This is a genomic window from Halobaculum sp. XH14, from assembly GCF_032116555.1.
Classification (GTDB): domain Archaea; phylum Halobacteriota; class Halobacteria; order Halobacteriales; family Haloferacaceae; genus Halorarum; species Halorarum halobium.
In genome coordinates this window covers 1,991,184-2,005,486 of record NZ_CP134949.1, presented here as the reverse complement: position 1 = coordinate 2,005,486, position 14,303 = coordinate 1,991,184, and the positions used below count along the sequence as shown (strand labels likewise).

Here is a 14,303-nt window from a genome sequence, read left to right as displayed (position 1 = left end):
CGGTGTACATAGATGAACACTACGAACGACGGGCTCGCGCCGGCGGTGCGGTCCATCCTCGCGACCGCCGCCGAGCGCTCGGGCGGCAACGAGCGCCTGGCGGTCGAGGCGCGCCCGCTCGAGGACGCGTTCGCCGCCGCCGAGGCCGACGGCCGCGTCCCGGTCATCGCCGAGGTGAAGCCGACAAGCCCGACGACCGACGGCGAGCGGACCGACGACCCGGTCGAACTCGCCGAGGCGATGGTCGCGGGCGGCGCGGCCGCCGTGTCGGTTCTCACGGAACCCGAGCACTTCGGGGGGAGCACGGTGACGCTCGAACGGGTTCGGAACGCCGTGGACGTCCCCATCCTGCGGAAGGACTTTCTCCTCGAGGAGGCCCACCTCGACGCCGTGGCGGCGGACGTCGTCCTCCTCATCGCGCGCTTCGTCGGTGCGGACCTGCCCGACCTCGTCTCGGCGGCCCGCGAGCGCGGGTTCCGGCCGCTCGTGGAGGTCCACGACGCCGACGAACTCGCCCTGGCCCTGGAGGCCGACGCCGACCTGATCGGCGTCAACAACCGCGACCTCGCGGCCCTCGAAGTCGACCTCTCGACGTTCGAGTCGGTCGCGCCCGACGTCCCCGACGACGTGACGCTCGTCGCGGAGTCGGGCATCACCACGCCCTCGGACGCCCGGCGGATGCGCGCGGCTGGCGCGGACGGTCTGCTCGTCGGGTCGGCCATCGTGGACGCGGCCGGCGAGTTCGGGGACGATGAGGCGAGCGACGACGACGGGAAGGGGGAGCGCCCGAGCGAGGGGACCGCGGACGTCCGCGAGAACACCCGCCGCTTTACCCGTGCGGAAGCCGAGGGGGAGCCATGACGGGGAGCGAATCCCGTTCGGGCGACGGCAGTTTCGGGGGGTACGGCGGTCAGTACGTCCCCGAGGCGCTGATGCCGGCCATCGAGGAGTTGACCGACGCGTACGAGCGGTACGTCCTGGGGAACGAGGACGGGTTTCTGGACGAGTTCCGGCGTCGACTCCGGGACTTCGGCGGCAGGCCGACGCCGCTCCAGCGCGCCGAACGGCTCTCCGAGCGGTACGACACCGAGGTGTATCTCAAGCGCGAGGACCTCGTCCACGGCGGGGCGCACAAGTTGAACAACGCGCTCGGGCAGGTGCTGCTGGCGAAGTACATGGGCAAGGAGCGAATCGTCGCGGAGACGGGCGCGGGCCAGCACGGCACCGCGACGGCGATGGCGGCCGCCCACCTCGGGATGCCCTGCGAGGTGTACATGGGCGAGCGAGACATCAACCGGCAGCGGCCGAACGTGTTCCGGATGAAGCTCAACGACGCGGAGGTGACGCCGGTCACGACCGGCCGCGGGACGCTGAAGGAGGCCATCTCCGAGACGATGCGCGACTGGGCGAGCAACGTCGAAGACACCCACTACGTCATCGGCTCGGTCGTCGGCCCCCACCCGTTCCCGAGCATGGTCCGGGACTTCCAGGCGGTCATCTCCGAGGAGGCGCGCGCGCAGGTCCGGGAAGGGGCAGGAGGGCTCCCGGACGCCGTCCTCGCCTGCGCCGGTGGCGGCTCGAACACGATGGGCGCGTTCCACCGCTTCGTCGGCGACGACGGGGTGGATATGTACGCCGTCGAGGCCGGCGGGTCCTCGCTCGACGTGGACGAGGCGGCGGGCGTCGCGCCCAACTCGGCGTCGCTCTCGATCGGGTCGGAGGGCGTGCTCCACGGCGCGCGCACCAAGCTCCTGCAGGACCGACACGGCCAGATCGTCGAGTCCCACTCCATCTCCTCGGGGCTCGATTACGCCGGCGTCGGTCCGGAACTCGCCCACCTCGTCGACGAGGGCAGGGTCACGCCGGTCAGCGTCGACGACGACGCGGCCCTCGAGGCGTTCCACCGCCTCTCCCAGGAGGAGGGCATCATCCCCGCCCTGGAGACCGCCCACGCGTTCGGCTACCTGCACGAGCACCACGCGGACCTCGGTGGGGTGGTGATCGTGAACGTCTCCGGGCGCGGCGACAAGGACCTCGAGTCGGTCATCGAGGAGACCGCAGAGCGGGACGTGCCGAACGCGCCGGACATGAGCGTGTTCGAGGGGGGACTGTGACCGTGTCCGACGGTGACCTCTCCTCGGCGTTCGCCGACGGCCCGGCGTTCGTCCCGTACCTCGCGGTCGGCGACCCGGACTACGAGTCGTCGCTGACACACGTCGAGGCGCTGGAACGCGGCGGTGCCGACGCCATCGAACTCGGCCTGCCGTTCTCGGAGCCGATCGCGGAGGGGCCGACGATCCAGGAGGCGGTCGTCCGCTCGCTCGAGGCGGGCATGACGCCCGACCGGTTCTTCGAGTTCGTCGCGGACCTCGACGTGGACGTGCCGCTCGTCTGTATGACGTACTACAATCTGGTGTACCAGTACGGGACCGAACAGGGACCGCGCCCGTTCGTCGAGCGGGCGGCCGAGGTTGGCCTCTCAGGGTTCGTGGTGCCGGACCTCCCGGCCGAGGAGGCCGGGCCGCTGCGGGCGGCGTGCGACGAGTTCGGCCTCGACCTGATCGCGATCGTCGCGCCGACGACCGACGAGGACCGGCTGGAGAAACTGGTGTCCGTCTCCTCGGGCTACCTCTACGTCCAGGCGCGGCTCGGCGTCACCGGCGCTCAGGCGTCCGTATCCGGGCAGACCGCGGCGTCGATCGACAGGCTCTCGGACGTCGATCTGCCCAAGGCAGTCGGGTTCGGTATCTCCTCGGGCGAGCAGGCGGCGACGGTCGTCGAGGCGGGCGCGGACGGCGTCATCGTCGGCTCCGCGCTCGTCGATATCGTCGCCGAGGGGGTCGAGAACGACGACCCGACCGGCGCGGTGGCCGACCGGCTCGAATCGCTCGCCGCGGAGCTGTCGGCCGGAGCCGAGCGAGGCTTCGAGCAAAGAGCGCCGGAACCGGAAGGCGAATCAGAATGACCCGTTCGCAAACGATTTACGCGCCCTTGGAAGAGGATAGCACACTCAGATGACGTTCCCGGGACTCGACGCACGACTCGACAGGATTTCGACGGCGGATCGGTTCCTCATCGTTCCGATGGACCACGGCATCACGATGGGTGCCGTGAAGGGGCTCAAGGACATCGAAGCGACCATCGACGGGGTGACCCGCGGGGGCGCGGACGCGGTGCTCACCCAGCGTGGCATCGCCGAGCGCGTCCACGGCAACACGAACGGTGCGGGCTACATCGCCCACCTGAACGCCTCGACGACCATCGGCCCCGACGAGAACGACAAGCGACCGACGGGCACCGTGAAGGGGGCCATCCGCGCCGGCGCGGACGCCGTCTCGATGCACATCAACGTCGGTTCGACGTACGAACCCGGTCAGATCGAACACCTCGCACGGCTCACGGAGGACGCGGCCGACTACGGGATGCCGGTGCTGGCGATGGCGTACGCCCGCGGCCCGGGCGTCGAGGGGGACGACCCGGAGGCGCTGGGCCACGCGGTCCGACTGGCCGAGGAACTCGACGCCGACGTGGTGAAGACGGGCTACTCGGGCGACGGCGACGGCTTCCGGCACGTCGTCGAGTCGACGCGCCTGCCGGTCGTCATCGCCGGCGGGAGCAAGGGCACCGACCGCGAGACGGTGGAGATGGTCCGGGGCGCGATGGACGGGGGCGCGGCCGGCGTCTCGATGGGCCGCTCCATCTTCCAGCACGACGACCCCGAAGCGATCACCTCGGCAGTCTCGGCTGTCGTCCACGAGGACGCCGACGTGGAGAACGCGCTCTCGGCCGCGGGACTGTAGTCGGCCGGGAAAGCGGCAGTCGGTCGGACCGTCGGCAGTCGGGCCGATGGCGGTCGCGCAAAACGGATCGGGAATCAGTTTTTCGTCTTCCCGTCGAGCGGTCCTCGTGTTACAACAGCGTCGCCAGTCCGGCGAGCGACGACAGCGTGTGGTCGGGCGTCGGATCGTCCGGGTCGCGGTCGTCGTCACCGACGGGCGTCCACACGGTCTCCATGCCGAGCGCGTTCGCGCCGCCGACGTCCGCCCGGAGCGAGTTTCCGACGTACGTCGTCCCCGCGGGCTCCGCCTCCAGGTCCGAGAGCGCCAGTTCGAACGGGTACGGGTCGGGCTTGAGTCCCAGTTCGGGGTCGGCGTACACGTGGGTCTCGAACCGGTCGGCGATGCCGAGCGAGTCGAGCTTCAGCCGCTGGGTCTCCCGCGCCCCGTTGGTCACCAGCCCGATCCGTCGGTCGGAGTCGATGGCGGCATCGAGGGCCGTCGCGGCCCCGTCGCGGAACGACACGGACCGGTGGTCGATCGCGTCGTCGTAGGCCCGCGCGACGGCGTGGGCGTCGGCCGGGTTCGCGTGCTCGGCGTCGGCGCGTTCGGCGGCGACGCGGAGACAGCGCTCGTAGAACGCCACGTCGGACTCGGCGGGGTCGATGACCTCCGAGGCGCTTCTCAGGTCACTCGGGCCGCAGTACCGCTCGACGCCGGCCGTTTCGAAGGCCGCATCGAGGAGGGCGTCGGTGGACTGGTTGCTCACACAGAGCGTGCCGTCCAGGTCGAACAGGACCGTCACTTCTGGTTGGTGGGAGGCTGGTGAGTGGGATAAGCCTGCTGTTGATTCCGAGTCGGTTTAGACGTGGCAAGGTGTGACGCGTATCGGACCGCAGCTACCGTGGTGCAGACCGCGGAAGCCCCCCGGCTCTCGGCTCGCGCAGCGGCCGCACCGACTCCAGCGCACGGGGGCTTTCGAGGTCGTCCCCGCTGTGAACGTGCCCCTTAGGAAGCCGAGCCACAGTCGAGCCGTCGTACGCGACCGAACATCCGCCAAGTTGAAGCGCCCCGGATGTGAGGCACACCCAATGACAGGAAAGCGGAGCGTCTGGCTTCGTGCCGACGACGGCGTGGGCGACTGGGAGCGACGGAAACACCGCATCACCGCCGGGCTGGAAGCGGGCGTCGACTGGGTGCTCGTGGACGAGCGCGACGTGGCGAAGGTGCGCGAACTCGGCGCGGTCAACGTCGCCGCGTTCCGCTCGGACGCCGACGTGGACGTCATCGACGACGCGGAGGGTGACGACGAGGCCGTCGCGGACGCCTACGTCGTCGGCAAGGACGGCGAGGGCGACGGCACGGTCGATCTGCCCTCGGACCTCTCCGGCTCGGCCGACCTCACGACGCTCCGCCGCTCGGACAACCGGGCGCAGGGCGCGTACGTCCGCATCCTCGACACCGAGTACGAGACGTTCGCCGAGGAGGCGGCACTGGACGCCGAGTTCCTCGTGGTCGTCGGCGAGGACTGGAAGATCATCCCGCTGGAGAACCTCATCTCCCGGGTCGGCGACGACACGACGCTCATCGCGGGCGTGACGTCCGCCGAGGAGGCCCGGACGGCGTTCGAGACGCTCGAACTCGGCGCGGAGGGCGTCCTGCTCGACACGGCGGACCCCGACGAGATCAGACGGACGGTCGAGGTGCGCGACGAGGCCGAACAGGAGACGCTCGACCTCCAGCACGCGACCGTCACGGCCGTCGAGCAGATGGGCTCTGCCGACCGGGTCTGTGTCGACACCGGGAGCATCCTCGAGGATGACGAGGGGATGCTCGTCGGCTCGATGTCCCGCGGGCTGTTCTTCGTCCACGCCGAGACGGCCGACTCGCCGTACGTCGCCTCCCGGCCGTTCCGCGTCAACGCCGGCGCGGTCCACGCCTACGTCCGGACGCCCGATGGCGGAACGAAGTACCTCTCCGAACTCCGCAGCGGCGACACGGTGCAGGTCGCCGACACGAACGGCAACACGCGCGAGGCCATCGTCGGGCGCGTGAAGATCGAGAAACGACCGATGTTCCGCGTCCAGGCCGAGATCGAGACCGAGGACGGCGTGGACGTGATCGAGACGCTGATCCAGAACGCCGAGACGGTGAAAGTCGCCACCGCGGGCGGCCGGGTCCCCATCACCGATCTCGCCGAGGGCGACGAGGTGCTCGTCTACTACGAGGACGTCGCGCGCCACTTCGGCGAGGAAGTCGAGGAGAGCATCATCGAGCAGTAACACGCCCCGGACGGTTCCTCCCCGACAACTCGATTCTCCGACGTCTCCCCCGTCCAGCCGCGGCTCGATCGTTCGGCACGAAGGTCGTCGAGCGCACCTGACCCGACCCCACAGTCGGGGAACGGCGAAACGCCCCTCGTTGTGAGTCCCATGTGAGTTCTAGACGAAAGATTTATATGTTTATATGATGGGGACTCACATAATGGCCCGCGAGGTACGGATCACCGTCGACGACGACGAGGTGTTCGAGCGGATGAAGCGCCGGAAGCGGGAGCTCGATCTCTCCTGGGAGGAGGTGCTCTACAGGGGATTAACGCGCCGCGAAGCGGGGGGCCAGTCGCCGCCGAACGATTCCCCGGGAGAACGTGCCGGCGGACCGGTCGGCGAGCCCGGGCCGGCGGGCCCGAGGGACGGCGAGCACCGCGAGGAACGGGGCGACCGGTGGGACCGCTTTGCGAGCGGCCTCGAGCGCGAGATTCAGAACAAGGTGTACGACACGCTCGCGTCGTCGTTCGGATCGGCCGGCATCGACGTGCCGCCGCGGCCGGACGCCGCCGACGCGCCAGGGGGGCTCGACGACGAGGTGGAATCGCTCGCCAGTGCCGAGGACGCGACGCTGGCGTTTCCGTTCCTCGACGACGAGGGGTCCGCCACGGTTCCGCTCCGCGTCGCGCTGGAGACTGGGCCGGACGGCCTCTCGATCGAGGTCGTCGCCCTCAGGCGAGGAAAGGGCGTGGCGGAGGCGAACAGTTTCGACGCCGGGGACAGACAGCGCGTGAACACCCGCCTCGCCGCCGGCGACGCGGCGGTGCTGTCCTTCGCCGACGGCGCGGAGTCCTACCGCGTCCGCCCCGTCCTGTCCTGGACGCGCGGCGAGGACGGCCGACCGACCGTGGACGAGGTCGACGTTCCGGAGGTGGTGCTCGATGCCGACGAGTGAAGGGGACGAGCCGGCGCTGGCGTCGACGTTCGACCTGCTCAGCGACGAGACTCGCTTGCGGATCGTCCGCGAGCTAGCCGGGGGTGACTCCGATCCGGTCCCGTTCAGCGTCCTCTGTGACCGCCTCGGGGTGAGCGACACCGGTCGATTCAACTACCACCTCGGTCGCCTCCGCGGTCGCCTCGTCGAAAAGCGCGAAGGGGGTTACGTGCTGACCCGCGAGGGCGACACGCTCGCCGGACTGCTTCGAACCTCCGTCCCGGCCTGATCTCCTCCCGTAGCCGTCATCGACCGAGCCCGCCGGTCACTGCAGTCGATCGACGAGCTTCCGCAACGTCGCCAGGTCGTACTGGCCGGGCGCGGTCGCGGCCTCGGCGCGGACCGGCGCGTAGCCGATGCGTGATCCGTACACCGGCGCGACCGCCCTGGTGTGTTTTCCCGCCTCGCCCATCGCCATCGTCGCCACCGTCTCGCCGCGTTCGGTAGCGCGGTGGGTCGCGGAGAGCAGCGCGAGCGAGTCCGCCCGATTCCCCGCTCTCGTCGCCAGTTTTCCCACGTCCCCCGCGGCGGCCGCGGCCGAGAGGAGCGAATCCAGCGTCCGGGGGTCGGGCGTTCCGTCGAAGTCGTGGACCGAGGCGACGACGGTCACGCCGCGGTTGCGCGCGTCGCCGACGAGGTCGGCGGCGGTCGCGTCGTTCGTCCCGGTCGGACGACCCAGGAGGGTCGCCAGTTCGACGTCGACGGCCGCGACCGACTCGTGCTCGACGGCGCGCACCAGGGCGTCAAGCCGCTCGTACGGCGGGGCGTCGCCGCCCTCCCACGTCGCCCGGTTGGTGATGACCAGCGGCAGTTCGCCGTCGTAGTCGGCGAGCGATTCGAGCGGCTCCTCGGCCAGATCCATCCTGAACTCCAGCCAGTCGGCGTGCTCGCGGGCCGCCGGCTCCTCGGCGAGGTCGGCGGTTGCCGCCGCGAGGTGAAACGAGTCGAGGGTCATACCGGGGCCTCGGGACGGCGGCGCAAAACGGTTTCCCGCGAACCAGTTCGAACCGGGGTCGCGGACGTTACGCGACGAGGCCTTCCTCGGCCTCGAGCAGCTCGTGGTAGCGGTTCCGGATGGTGACCTCGGAGATGTCGGCGACCTCCGAGACGGCCGCCTGCGTCGTCTTCTCGTTGGTGAGCAGCGCGGCGGCGTACACCGCGGCGGCCGCGAGCCCGACGGGCGACTTGCCCGAGTGGACGCCCTTCTCCTTGGCGTTCTTCAGGAGCTGTTTCGCGCGGCGCTCGGCCTCCTCCGAGAGACCCAGCGCGGACGCGAACCGGGGGACGTACTGCTCGGGGTCCGCGGGCTTGACCTCCAGCTTCAGCTCGCGGACGACGTAGCGGTAGGTGCGGGCGACCTCGTCCTTCTCGACGCGGGAGACGTCCGAGATCTCGTCGAGCGAGCGCGGCACGCCGGCCATCCGGGCGGCGGCGTACGTACACGCGGTGGAGACGCCCTCGATGGAGCGGCCGGGAAGCAGGTCCTCCTCGAGCGCGCGGCGGTAAATGACTGACGCGGTCTCGCGGACGTTGTCCGGGAGCCCTTGGGCGCTCGCCATCCGGTCGATCTCGCCGAGCGCCTGCTTCAGGTTCCGCTCCTTCGAGTCGCGGGTGCGGAAGCGCTCGTTCCACTTGCGGAGCCGACGCATCTTCTGGCGCTGCCGGGAGCCGAGCGACCGGCCGTAGGCGTCCTGGTCGCGCCAGTCGATGTTCGTCGAGAGCCCCTTGTCGTGCATCGTGTTCGTCGTCGGGGCGCCGACGCGGCTCTTCTTGTCCTTCTCGGCGGCGTCGAACGCGCGCCACTCGGGCCCGCGGTCGACCGAGTCCTCCTCGATGACGAGTCCACACTCCGCACAGACCGTCTCGCCGTGCTCCTCGTCCTGGATGACGTTGCCGCTACACTCCGGACACGCGAGCGTCTCGTCGGCCGTTTCCTCCGTCGCCGTCTCCCGCTCGGTCGTCTCCCGTCGGGCGTATGTTTTCTCGCTCATTTGGTGGCGCGAATGCTCCCGGGTAACTGCTGAAAAAGGCCCGGGCAAATTCTGTAAGTAAAGGAGGAAAGACAGACGTATAAACCAAACGGTTTCGAGCGCGAGAGCACCCCGCCGTCTACGGGTCGTGTCATCACGTAACGTGACCTATTTCAACCCACCTCGTTACCAGTCGGTATGTGCGACCCGGCGACTCGGACCGTCTCGCTCGCCCCGAGCGCGACCGCGACCCTGGTCGAGATGGGCGCGGCCGAGTCGCTCGTGGGGGTGACTGCTCACTGCGGGTACGACGAGGCCGCGTCGCTCGGGGGCTGGTTGAACGCCGACCCGGACCGAGTCGCCGCGCTGGACCCGGACGTCGTCCTGACGAACGACCCGCTCCAGCGTGAGCTCCGGGACGAACTCCGGGGGCGGGGGCTCGACGTTCACCACCGTGAGCCGTCGACGCTCGCGGACGTGTTTGAGTCCATCGCGGCCGTCGGCGAGGCGGTCGGTCGCCCCGGGGACGGCGACCGGCTCGTCCGGGAGTGTCGGACGCGAGTCCGTCGCGTCCGGGACGCCGTCGCCGGGCGCGACCGACCCGTCGTCTACTGCGAGGAGTGGTCCGACCCGCCGATGGCGGCCGGCAACTGGGTCCCGGACGCCGTCGTCGCGGCCGGCGGCCGCTACCCGTTCACCGAACCGGGCGACCGCTCGCACGAGGTCGGCCCGGAGAAGGTCCCCGACGCCGACCCCGACCACGTCGTCCTCCACGTCTGCGGCTCCGGCGATCGGTCGGACCCGTCCGTCCTCGAGGAGCGCGACTGGGAGCTCGACGCCGAGGTCCACGTCGTCGACGACGACCTGTTGAACCAGCCGAGCCCCCGACTCGTCGACGGCATCGAGGGGCTCGCCGAACGACTCCACGGGGTCGACGTCGACGAGGGGGACGACGACTGAGGGCCGGCGTCCCCGACGGACGCGCCGGGGCCGCGACCGTAACACACACCTCCCCGCACTCCCGTCTCACACTCGATGCGAGTCGGCGTCGGGTCGGGGAACCCGGTCAAGATCGAGGCGACGAGGGCGGTACTGACGAGCGAGGCCGACGCGTTCGGGACCGACGCGGCAGTCGAAGCGTGTCCGGTCCCCTCGGGCGTGCCCGAGCAGCCGTCCGGGCACGGCGAGACGCGTACCGGCGCGAGAAACCGCGCGGAGGCGGTCCTCGCCGAGGGGTACGACCTCGCAGTCGGCATCGAGGGCGGCGTCGCGCCTGGCCCCGAGGGCGACCTCCTGCTCGTCATGTGGGCCGCCGTCACGGACGGCGACCGCCGGGGGGACGGCGCGGGACCGAGCCTCGTCCTCCCGGATGACATCGCCAGCCGCGTCCGCGAGGGCGAGGAACTCGGCCCGGTGATGGACGAAACGCTCGGCGAGGACGACGTGGCGAGACGGCAGGGGGCAGCGGGCGCGCTCACGGGCGGTCGCATCGACCGGACGGGAGCGCTCACCACCGCGGTCGCCGGCGCGCTCGGCCCGTTCGTAAGCTCACTCTACTGAGCGACGTTCGGTTTCACCGTCGCCGCCCTGCAGAAATTCACTCACATTTATCAGTTGTCGTTGTCACCTCCCGACGAGTGATGACACGAATTCTCAAGACGTCCGGGTTCCTCGGACTCGCCACGATGATGACGATCGGACTGTATCAGAACATGCTCCTCGCGTCCGGGCAGGGCGTCCCGGGCTGGCTCGTCGGCGGCCACGCACACATGGGCGTGCTCTCGATCCTCGCCGTCGTCCTCGGCTTCGCGGTGCCCGCGCTCGGCGTCACCGGACGCCTCCGGAGCGCGGTGACGGGGCTGTTCGTCGCCGGCCAGTGGCTGCTCCCGGTGACGATCTGGGTCGGCGAGGGTGCCGGCGTGACGATGCTTATCCCGACGTCGTTCCTCTGGGGCCTCTGCCTGCTCGTCTCGATGCTGCTCATGGCGTACGTGGCGGCGACCGGCGATCACGACCGTGGAGGTCGCCTCGGGAGCGCGTCGCCGGCGGACGACTGAGCCGCGCGTTCTTCCCGCCCCGTTCCGCCGTCAGTCGTCGGTGACGTCCACGTCGCTCTCGACGTCCGGGTCACCGTCGACCTCCGCGTCCACGTCATCGTCGGAGTCGAGTTCCTCCGTCTCCTCGACCGCGGCCGTGAGCGAGACGTTCAGCCCGAGCATCGAGCCGACGCCGCCGACCACCGTGACGGCGTTCTTGACCGCGTGGTCGAGCACCGCCGCGGCGAAGGCGACCGGCGCGGCGACGCCGCCGAGCGCGACGACGAACGCCGTGAACGCCGCCTCGTAGAGGCCGATCCCGCCCGGCGAGAGCGGGAGTACCTTCGCGAGGTTGCCGACCGAGACGGCGAAGAAGCCGACCGCGACCAGCTGGCCGGTGCCCATCGACGCGGCGGCGTCCGGGAACGCGGCCAGCACCAGCAGCGCGGTGACGACGTCGAGCGACCAGATGGCGACCGACTCGCCGCTCACGCGCAGGAACGAGCCCCGCCGGCCGGCGACGGTCTGGACGCCCTCGACGAACTCCTCGATGACGCCCGCGACGTAGTCGACGTACGAGTCCGAGGAGAACCGGCCGACGACCTCCCGGACGTAGTTGCGCTCGGTCCGGGTCGAGGCGATGATGACGAACATCCCGACGGCGGCGGCGACGCCCACGGCTGCCGCGACGCGGACTGCGGTCCTGATCGCGCCCGCGGTGACCACGTCGCCCGAGACGTTGCCCGAGACCGCCGCGGCGAGATCACCCGTGCTGCCGGTCGCCAGCAGTCCGAGCAGCACCGCGCCGGCCATCGCGGTGATCGTCAGCAGGTCGAACACGCGTTCCGCCGCGAGCGATGCGAAGCCGGTCGGGTACGGGATTCCGCGACGGGCTTTCACGACGTACGCCCGGACCGCGTCGCCCGCGCGTGCGGGGAACACGAGGTTGCCGGTCTGGCTGATGAACACCGCGCCGGTGAGAAAGCCCAGCGTCTCCCGGTAGCCCAGTTCCGAGAGGATGTCGCGGTAGCGCAGCCCCCGGAGCGGCCAGGACAGCACGTAGACGGCGGCCGCCGCCGCGACCAGGGTCAGGTCGGCTCGCCCGAAGGCGTCGAACACGGCTGTCGGGTCGAGGTACAGCGTCATCAGCGCGAGCGCGACGAGCGTGAGCAGGACGCCGGCACCGACCGTCCGGCCGCGGGTGATGCGCGGGGTGACCGAGAGCTGCCACCAGAGCCGGAGGATCTGGCTCCCCATGCCGAACACGTCGCGGACGAGATCGACCTTCGAGTCACCTTTCGGCTCCCAGTCCACGGGGAACTCCGCGACCGCCAGGCCGCTCCGCTGGGCGCGCACGAGCAGTTCCGTGTCCCAGAACCAGTGCTCGTCCTCGACGTCGCCCTGCAGGCGGTCGAACGCCTCCCGCGAGAGCGCCTTGAACCCGCACTGGTGGTCCCGGAGGTCCGACCGCAGGACGGTTCGTACGAGGAGGTTGAACCCGCGGGACGGCACGCCACGCTCTGGGGGGCGATCTGCCTCCCGTCCGGGCATCCAACGGGACCCCGTCGCCACGTCGGCCTCGCCCGACCGGACGGTCGCCACGAGCTCCTCGAGGTGGCGCATGTCCGTGGCGAGGTCGGTGTCGAAGTAGACCAGCGTGTCCCCCGCGGCCCGCTCGAACGCGAACTCCAGCGCGCCGCCCCGACCGAGGCGCTGCTCGCTGTGGAAGTGGCGGACGCGCTCGTCCTCGGCCGCGAGGCGGTCGGCGATCTGGGGCGTCCGGTCCGAGCAGCCGTCCTCGGCGACGATGACCTCGAAGGCGTTCGCCGGGAGGAACGCCGAGAGCGTCTCGACGGTCGTCCGCACCGTGGACTCGATGGTCCGCTCCTCGTCGTAGGCGGGGAGGACGACGCTCACCTCGACGGGTCGGGGGGACGAGTCCCCCGGCGTGACCGCGTCGCCGCCGGGTCGGCTCATTACCCCACAGGTCGCCCTCGCCCGGGTAAGAACCTTCTGTCCTCGGTCCCGTCCGCGCTGGAACTCCCCGTCGTCCGCCCACCTCCCGGTGACCATCGACTCGACCGGCCTGGCTTCCGGCGCTCGGCGGAGGGAGAGCCGCGACGGTAGGCTCACGTTTGACGACCGTACCGAGGGAGGGTGCCGTCGGTAGTCCCACCCGAACGTGTCCGACTCTGATCGCGGTACGGCGGCGTGTTAAGCCACCGTACCAAATCCCCTATGTCCGGAGCGGACCCACGGACGTGTATGAGCGCCACCGGGACGACCGAGACGGCGGCGGCCCCCGCGGTGACCGACCTGACCGACAAACAGCTTCGAATTCTCGGCTACCTCCGCGAGCACGCCGACAGCCGGACGTACTTCAAGTCGCGGCTCATCGCCGAGGAACTGGACATGAGCGCGAAGGAGGTCGGCGCGAACATGCCCCCGATCTGTGAGGGCGAGTTCGACCTCGACGTCGAGAAGTGGGGCTACAGTTCGGGCACGACGTGGATGGTCACGGCGTGAGGCCCTCCGAGGACCAGTTTTCCTGCGACTGCAGTTCGACCGTGACGATTCGTTCGACGGTACCTACCCGTCGTAGCTGATGAACCGCGCCGCCTCGTCGGCGAACGCGACGGCGTCCGGGCCGAACGAGTCGGCGTAGCGGACGAGCAGCGCGATGACGGTTTCGGGGTCCGCGACCGCGTAGCCGTCCGACCGGTCGAGCAGGTCGGCGGTTTCCAGTTCGCCCGCGTAGTTGCTCACCGTCGCCCGCGAGACGTCGAGCGCGCGGGCCAGGTCCGCGCCGGTCGCGTCGGGCTCCCTGAGCAGTTCGACGAGCATCCCGCGCGGCGTCGGCCGGCGGAGGTAGCCGAGCGCGACCATCTCGAACGTCGAGAAGCGCTCGGCCGGGTAGTACCGTCTGTAGTCGCCGTCCTTCAGCGACGTCACCTCGCCGTCGGTTTCGAGCCGCCGGAGGTGGTGCTGGGTCTCGCCGGTTCCGAGTCGGAGGTCGTCGCGGAGCTTCGAGAAGTGCGCGCCGGGGGTTCGCGTGAGGTAGCCGCGGATGGCGTCCCGGACCGCGGAGGTGTCCTCCTCGGCGGCGGCAGAGCCGCTCGCGACCAGCGGCGTCGCCGCTCCGAGCGCGGCGAACCGCCGGAGCGTGGCCCGCTTGTTCGCGTCGACCTCGCGCGTCACGCCTCCACGTTCTCGGGGTGTCCGCAAAAGGATGTCGTCGCCGCGACGGCCGGGTCAGTAGC

The 14,303-nt window shown here is 70.4% G+C and carries 16 protein-coding genes; 11 read left to right on the top strand and 5 right to left on the bottom strand.

All coding sequences use genetic code 11. The annotated features are described in order from the left end of the window. The first annotated feature begins 12 nt into the window (after positions 1 to 12). From trpC to RJT50_RS10200, 4 genes are read left to right on the top strand one after another with little or no spacing between them, the layout of a single operon-like run. Positions 13 to 861, top strand: a complete 849-nt coding sequence (trpC, locus tag RJT50_RS10215; protein WP_313691177.1) for an indole-3-glycerol phosphate synthase — start codon at positions 13 to 15, stop codon at positions 859 to 861. Beyond that, positions 858 to 2,114 (top strand): tryptophan synthase subunit beta, encoded by a 1,257-nt coding sequence (gene trpB, locus RJT50_RS10210; RefSeq protein WP_313691176.1) that lies wholly within the window; start codon positions 858 to 860, stop codon positions 2,112 to 2,114. Before trpC ends, trpB begins: the two co-directional genes overlap by 4 nt. A 2-nt stretch (positions 2,115 to 2,116) precedes the next feature. Then, positions 2,117 to 2,965 (top strand): tryptophan synthase subunit alpha, encoded by an 849-nt coding sequence (gene trpA, locus RJT50_RS10205; RefSeq protein ID WP_313695970.1) that lies wholly within the window; start codon positions 2,117 to 2,119, stop codon positions 2,963 to 2,965. Positions 2,966 to 3,014: 49 nt separating this feature from the next. After that, a complete protein-coding gene (locus tag RJT50_RS10200; protein WP_313691175.1) occupies positions 3,015 to 3,800 on the top strand; it encodes a 2-amino-3,7-dideoxy-D-threo-hept-6-ulosonate synthase in 786 nt (261 codons plus the stop codon). Positions 3,801 to 3,909: 109 nt separating this feature from the next. On the opposite strand, the gene RJT50_RS10195 is transcribed toward RJT50_RS10200, so the two are convergent. Continuing rightward, positions 3,910 to 4,581 carry an HAD family hydrolase gene (locus RJT50_RS10195; RefSeq protein WP_313691174.1) on the bottom strand — a complete coding sequence of 224 codons (672 nt, stop codon included), beginning with the start codon at positions 4,579 to 4,581 and terminating at the stop codon, positions 3,910 to 3,912. Between the two features lie 286 nt (positions 4,582 to 4,867). On the opposite strand from RJT50_RS10195, the gene RJT50_RS10190 reads away from it, so the two are divergent. The 3 genes from RJT50_RS10190 (at position 4,868) to RJT50_RS10180 (ending at position 7,266) form a co-directional block, all read left to right on the top strand. Further along, positions 4,868 to 6,058, top strand: coding sequence for a 3-dehydroquinate synthase II (locus RJT50_RS10190; RefSeq protein ID WP_313691172.1), 1,191 nt, complete (start codon positions 4,868 to 4,870; stop codon positions 6,056 to 6,058). A 202-nt stretch (positions 6,059 to 6,260) separates the two neighbouring features. Then, positions 6,261 to 6,998 (top strand): hypothetical protein, encoded by a 738-nt coding sequence (locus RJT50_RS10185; protein WP_313691170.1) that lies wholly within the window; start codon positions 6,261 to 6,263, stop codon positions 6,996 to 6,998. Then, the gene (locus RJT50_RS10180) at positions 6,985 to 7,266 is read left to right on the top strand and encodes an ArsR/SmtB family transcription factor (RefSeq protein WP_313691168.1); all 282 of its coding nucleotides are present in this window, start codon (positions 6,985 to 6,987) and stop codon (positions 7,264 to 7,266) included. Before RJT50_RS10185 ends, RJT50_RS10180 begins: the two co-directional genes overlap by 14 nt. Positions 7,267 to 7,302: 36 nt before the next feature. Here the strand turns inward: RJT50_RS10180 and RJT50_RS10175 are convergent, their stop codons facing one another. Together RJT50_RS10175 and RJT50_RS10170 are read right to left on the bottom strand one after the other, a co-directional pair. Beyond that, positions 7,303 to 7,992, bottom strand: coding sequence for a type I 3-dehydroquinate dehydratase (locus RJT50_RS10175; protein ID WP_313691166.1), 690 nt, complete (start codon positions 7,990 to 7,992; stop codon positions 7,303 to 7,305). 67 nt (positions 7,993 to 8,059) lie between these two features. Next, positions 8,060 to 9,028 (bottom strand): transcription initiation factor IIB, encoded by a 969-nt coding sequence (locus RJT50_RS10170; protein WP_313691164.1) that lies wholly within the window; start codon positions 9,026 to 9,028, stop codon positions 8,060 to 8,062. Between the two features lie 177 nt (positions 9,029 to 9,205). Between RJT50_RS10170 and RJT50_RS10165 the strand changes: the two genes are divergently transcribed. From RJT50_RS10165 to RJT50_RS10155, 3 genes are all read left to right on the top strand, one after another. Beyond that, the gene (locus RJT50_RS10165) at positions 9,206 to 9,967 is read left to right on the top strand and encodes a cobalamin-binding protein (RefSeq protein ID WP_313691163.1); all 762 of its coding nucleotides are present in this window, start codon (positions 9,206 to 9,208) and stop codon (positions 9,965 to 9,967) included. A 75-nt stretch (positions 9,968 to 10,042) separates the two neighbouring features. After that, positions 10,043 to 10,567 carry an inosine/xanthosine triphosphatase gene (gene yjjX / locus RJT50_RS10160; RefSeq protein ID WP_313691162.1) on the top strand — a complete coding sequence of 175 codons (525 nt, stop codon included), beginning with the start codon at positions 10,043 to 10,045 and terminating at the stop codon, positions 10,565 to 10,567. A gap of 80 nt (positions 10,568 to 10,647) precedes the next feature. Beyond that, the gene (locus RJT50_RS10155) at positions 10,648 to 11,064 is read left to right on the top strand and encodes a DUF8059 family membrane protein (RefSeq protein ID WP_313691161.1); all 417 of its coding nucleotides are present in this window, start codon (positions 10,648 to 10,650) and stop codon (positions 11,062 to 11,064) included. A 30-nt stretch (positions 11,065 to 11,094) separates the two neighbouring features. On the opposite strand, the gene RJT50_RS10150 is transcribed toward RJT50_RS10155, so the two are convergent. Then, on the bottom strand, positions 11,095 to 13,020 hold the full coding sequence (locus RJT50_RS10150; RefSeq protein ID WP_313691160.1) for a flippase-like domain-containing protein: 1,926 nt from the start codon (positions 13,018 to 13,020) through the stop codon (positions 11,095 to 11,097). 288 nt (positions 13,021 to 13,308) lie between these two features. Between RJT50_RS10150 and RJT50_RS10145 the strand changes: the two genes are divergently transcribed. Beyond that, positions 13,309 to 13,569: a DUF7123 family protein gene (locus tag RJT50_RS10145; protein ID WP_313691159.1), complete on the top strand. Its 261-nt coding sequence runs from the start codon at positions 13,309 to 13,311 to the stop codon at positions 13,567 to 13,569. Between the two features lie 63 nt (positions 13,570 to 13,632). Here the strand turns inward: RJT50_RS10145 and RJT50_RS10140 are convergent, their stop codons facing one another. After that, positions 13,633 to 14,241, bottom strand: coding sequence for a winged helix-turn-helix transcriptional regulator (locus RJT50_RS10140; protein ID WP_313691157.1), 609 nt, complete (start codon positions 14,239 to 14,241; stop codon positions 13,633 to 13,635). Between the last annotated feature and the right edge of the window lie 62 nt (positions 14,242 to 14,303).

Coding starts and splice junctions, on each gene's coding strand:
- trpC (WP_313691177.1), top strand. CDS start 13: ATGAACACTACGAACGACGGGCTCGCGCCGGCGGTGCGGTCCATCCTC.
- trpB (WP_313691176.1), top strand. CDS start 858: ATGACGGGGAGCGAATCCCGTTCGGGCGACGGCAGTTTCGGGGGGTAC.
- RJT50_RS10200 (WP_313691175.1), top strand. CDS start 3,015: ATGACGTTCCCGGGACTCGACGCACGACTCGACAGGATTTCGACGGCG.
- RJT50_RS10190 (WP_313691172.1), top strand. CDS start 4,868: ATGACAGGAAAGCGGAGCGTCTGGCTTCGTGCCGACGACGGCGTGGGC.
- RJT50_RS10185 (WP_313691170.1), top strand. CDS start 6,261: ATGGCCCGCGAGGTACGGATCACCGTCGACGACGACGAGGTGTTCGAG.
- RJT50_RS10180 (WP_313691168.1), top strand. CDS start 6,985: ATGCCGACGAGTGAAGGGGACGAGCCGGCGCTGGCGTCGACGTTCGAC.
- RJT50_RS10175 (WP_313691166.1), bottom strand. CDS start 7,992: ATGACCCTCGACTCGTTTCACCTCGCGGCGGCAACCGCCGACCTCGCC.
- RJT50_RS10170 (WP_313691164.1), bottom strand. CDS start 9,028: ATGAGCGAGAAAACATACGCCCGACGGGAGACGACCGAGCGGGAGACG.
- RJT50_RS10165 (WP_313691163.1), top strand. CDS start 9,206: ATGTGCGACCCGGCGACTCGGACCGTCTCGCTCGCCCCGAGCGCGACC.
- yjjX (WP_313691162.1), top strand. CDS start 10,043: ATGCGAGTCGGCGTCGGGTCGGGGAACCCGGTCAAGATCGAGGCGACG.
- RJT50_RS10155 (WP_313691161.1), top strand. CDS start 10,648: ATGACACGAATTCTCAAGACGTCCGGGTTCCTCGGACTCGCCACGATG.
- RJT50_RS10150 (WP_313691160.1), bottom strand. CDS start 13,020: ATGAGCCGACCCGGCGGCGACGCGGTCACGCCGGGGGACTCGTCCCCC.
- RJT50_RS10145 (WP_313691159.1), top strand. CDS start 13,309: ATGAGCGCCACCGGGACGACCGAGACGGCGGCGGCCCCCGCGGTGACC.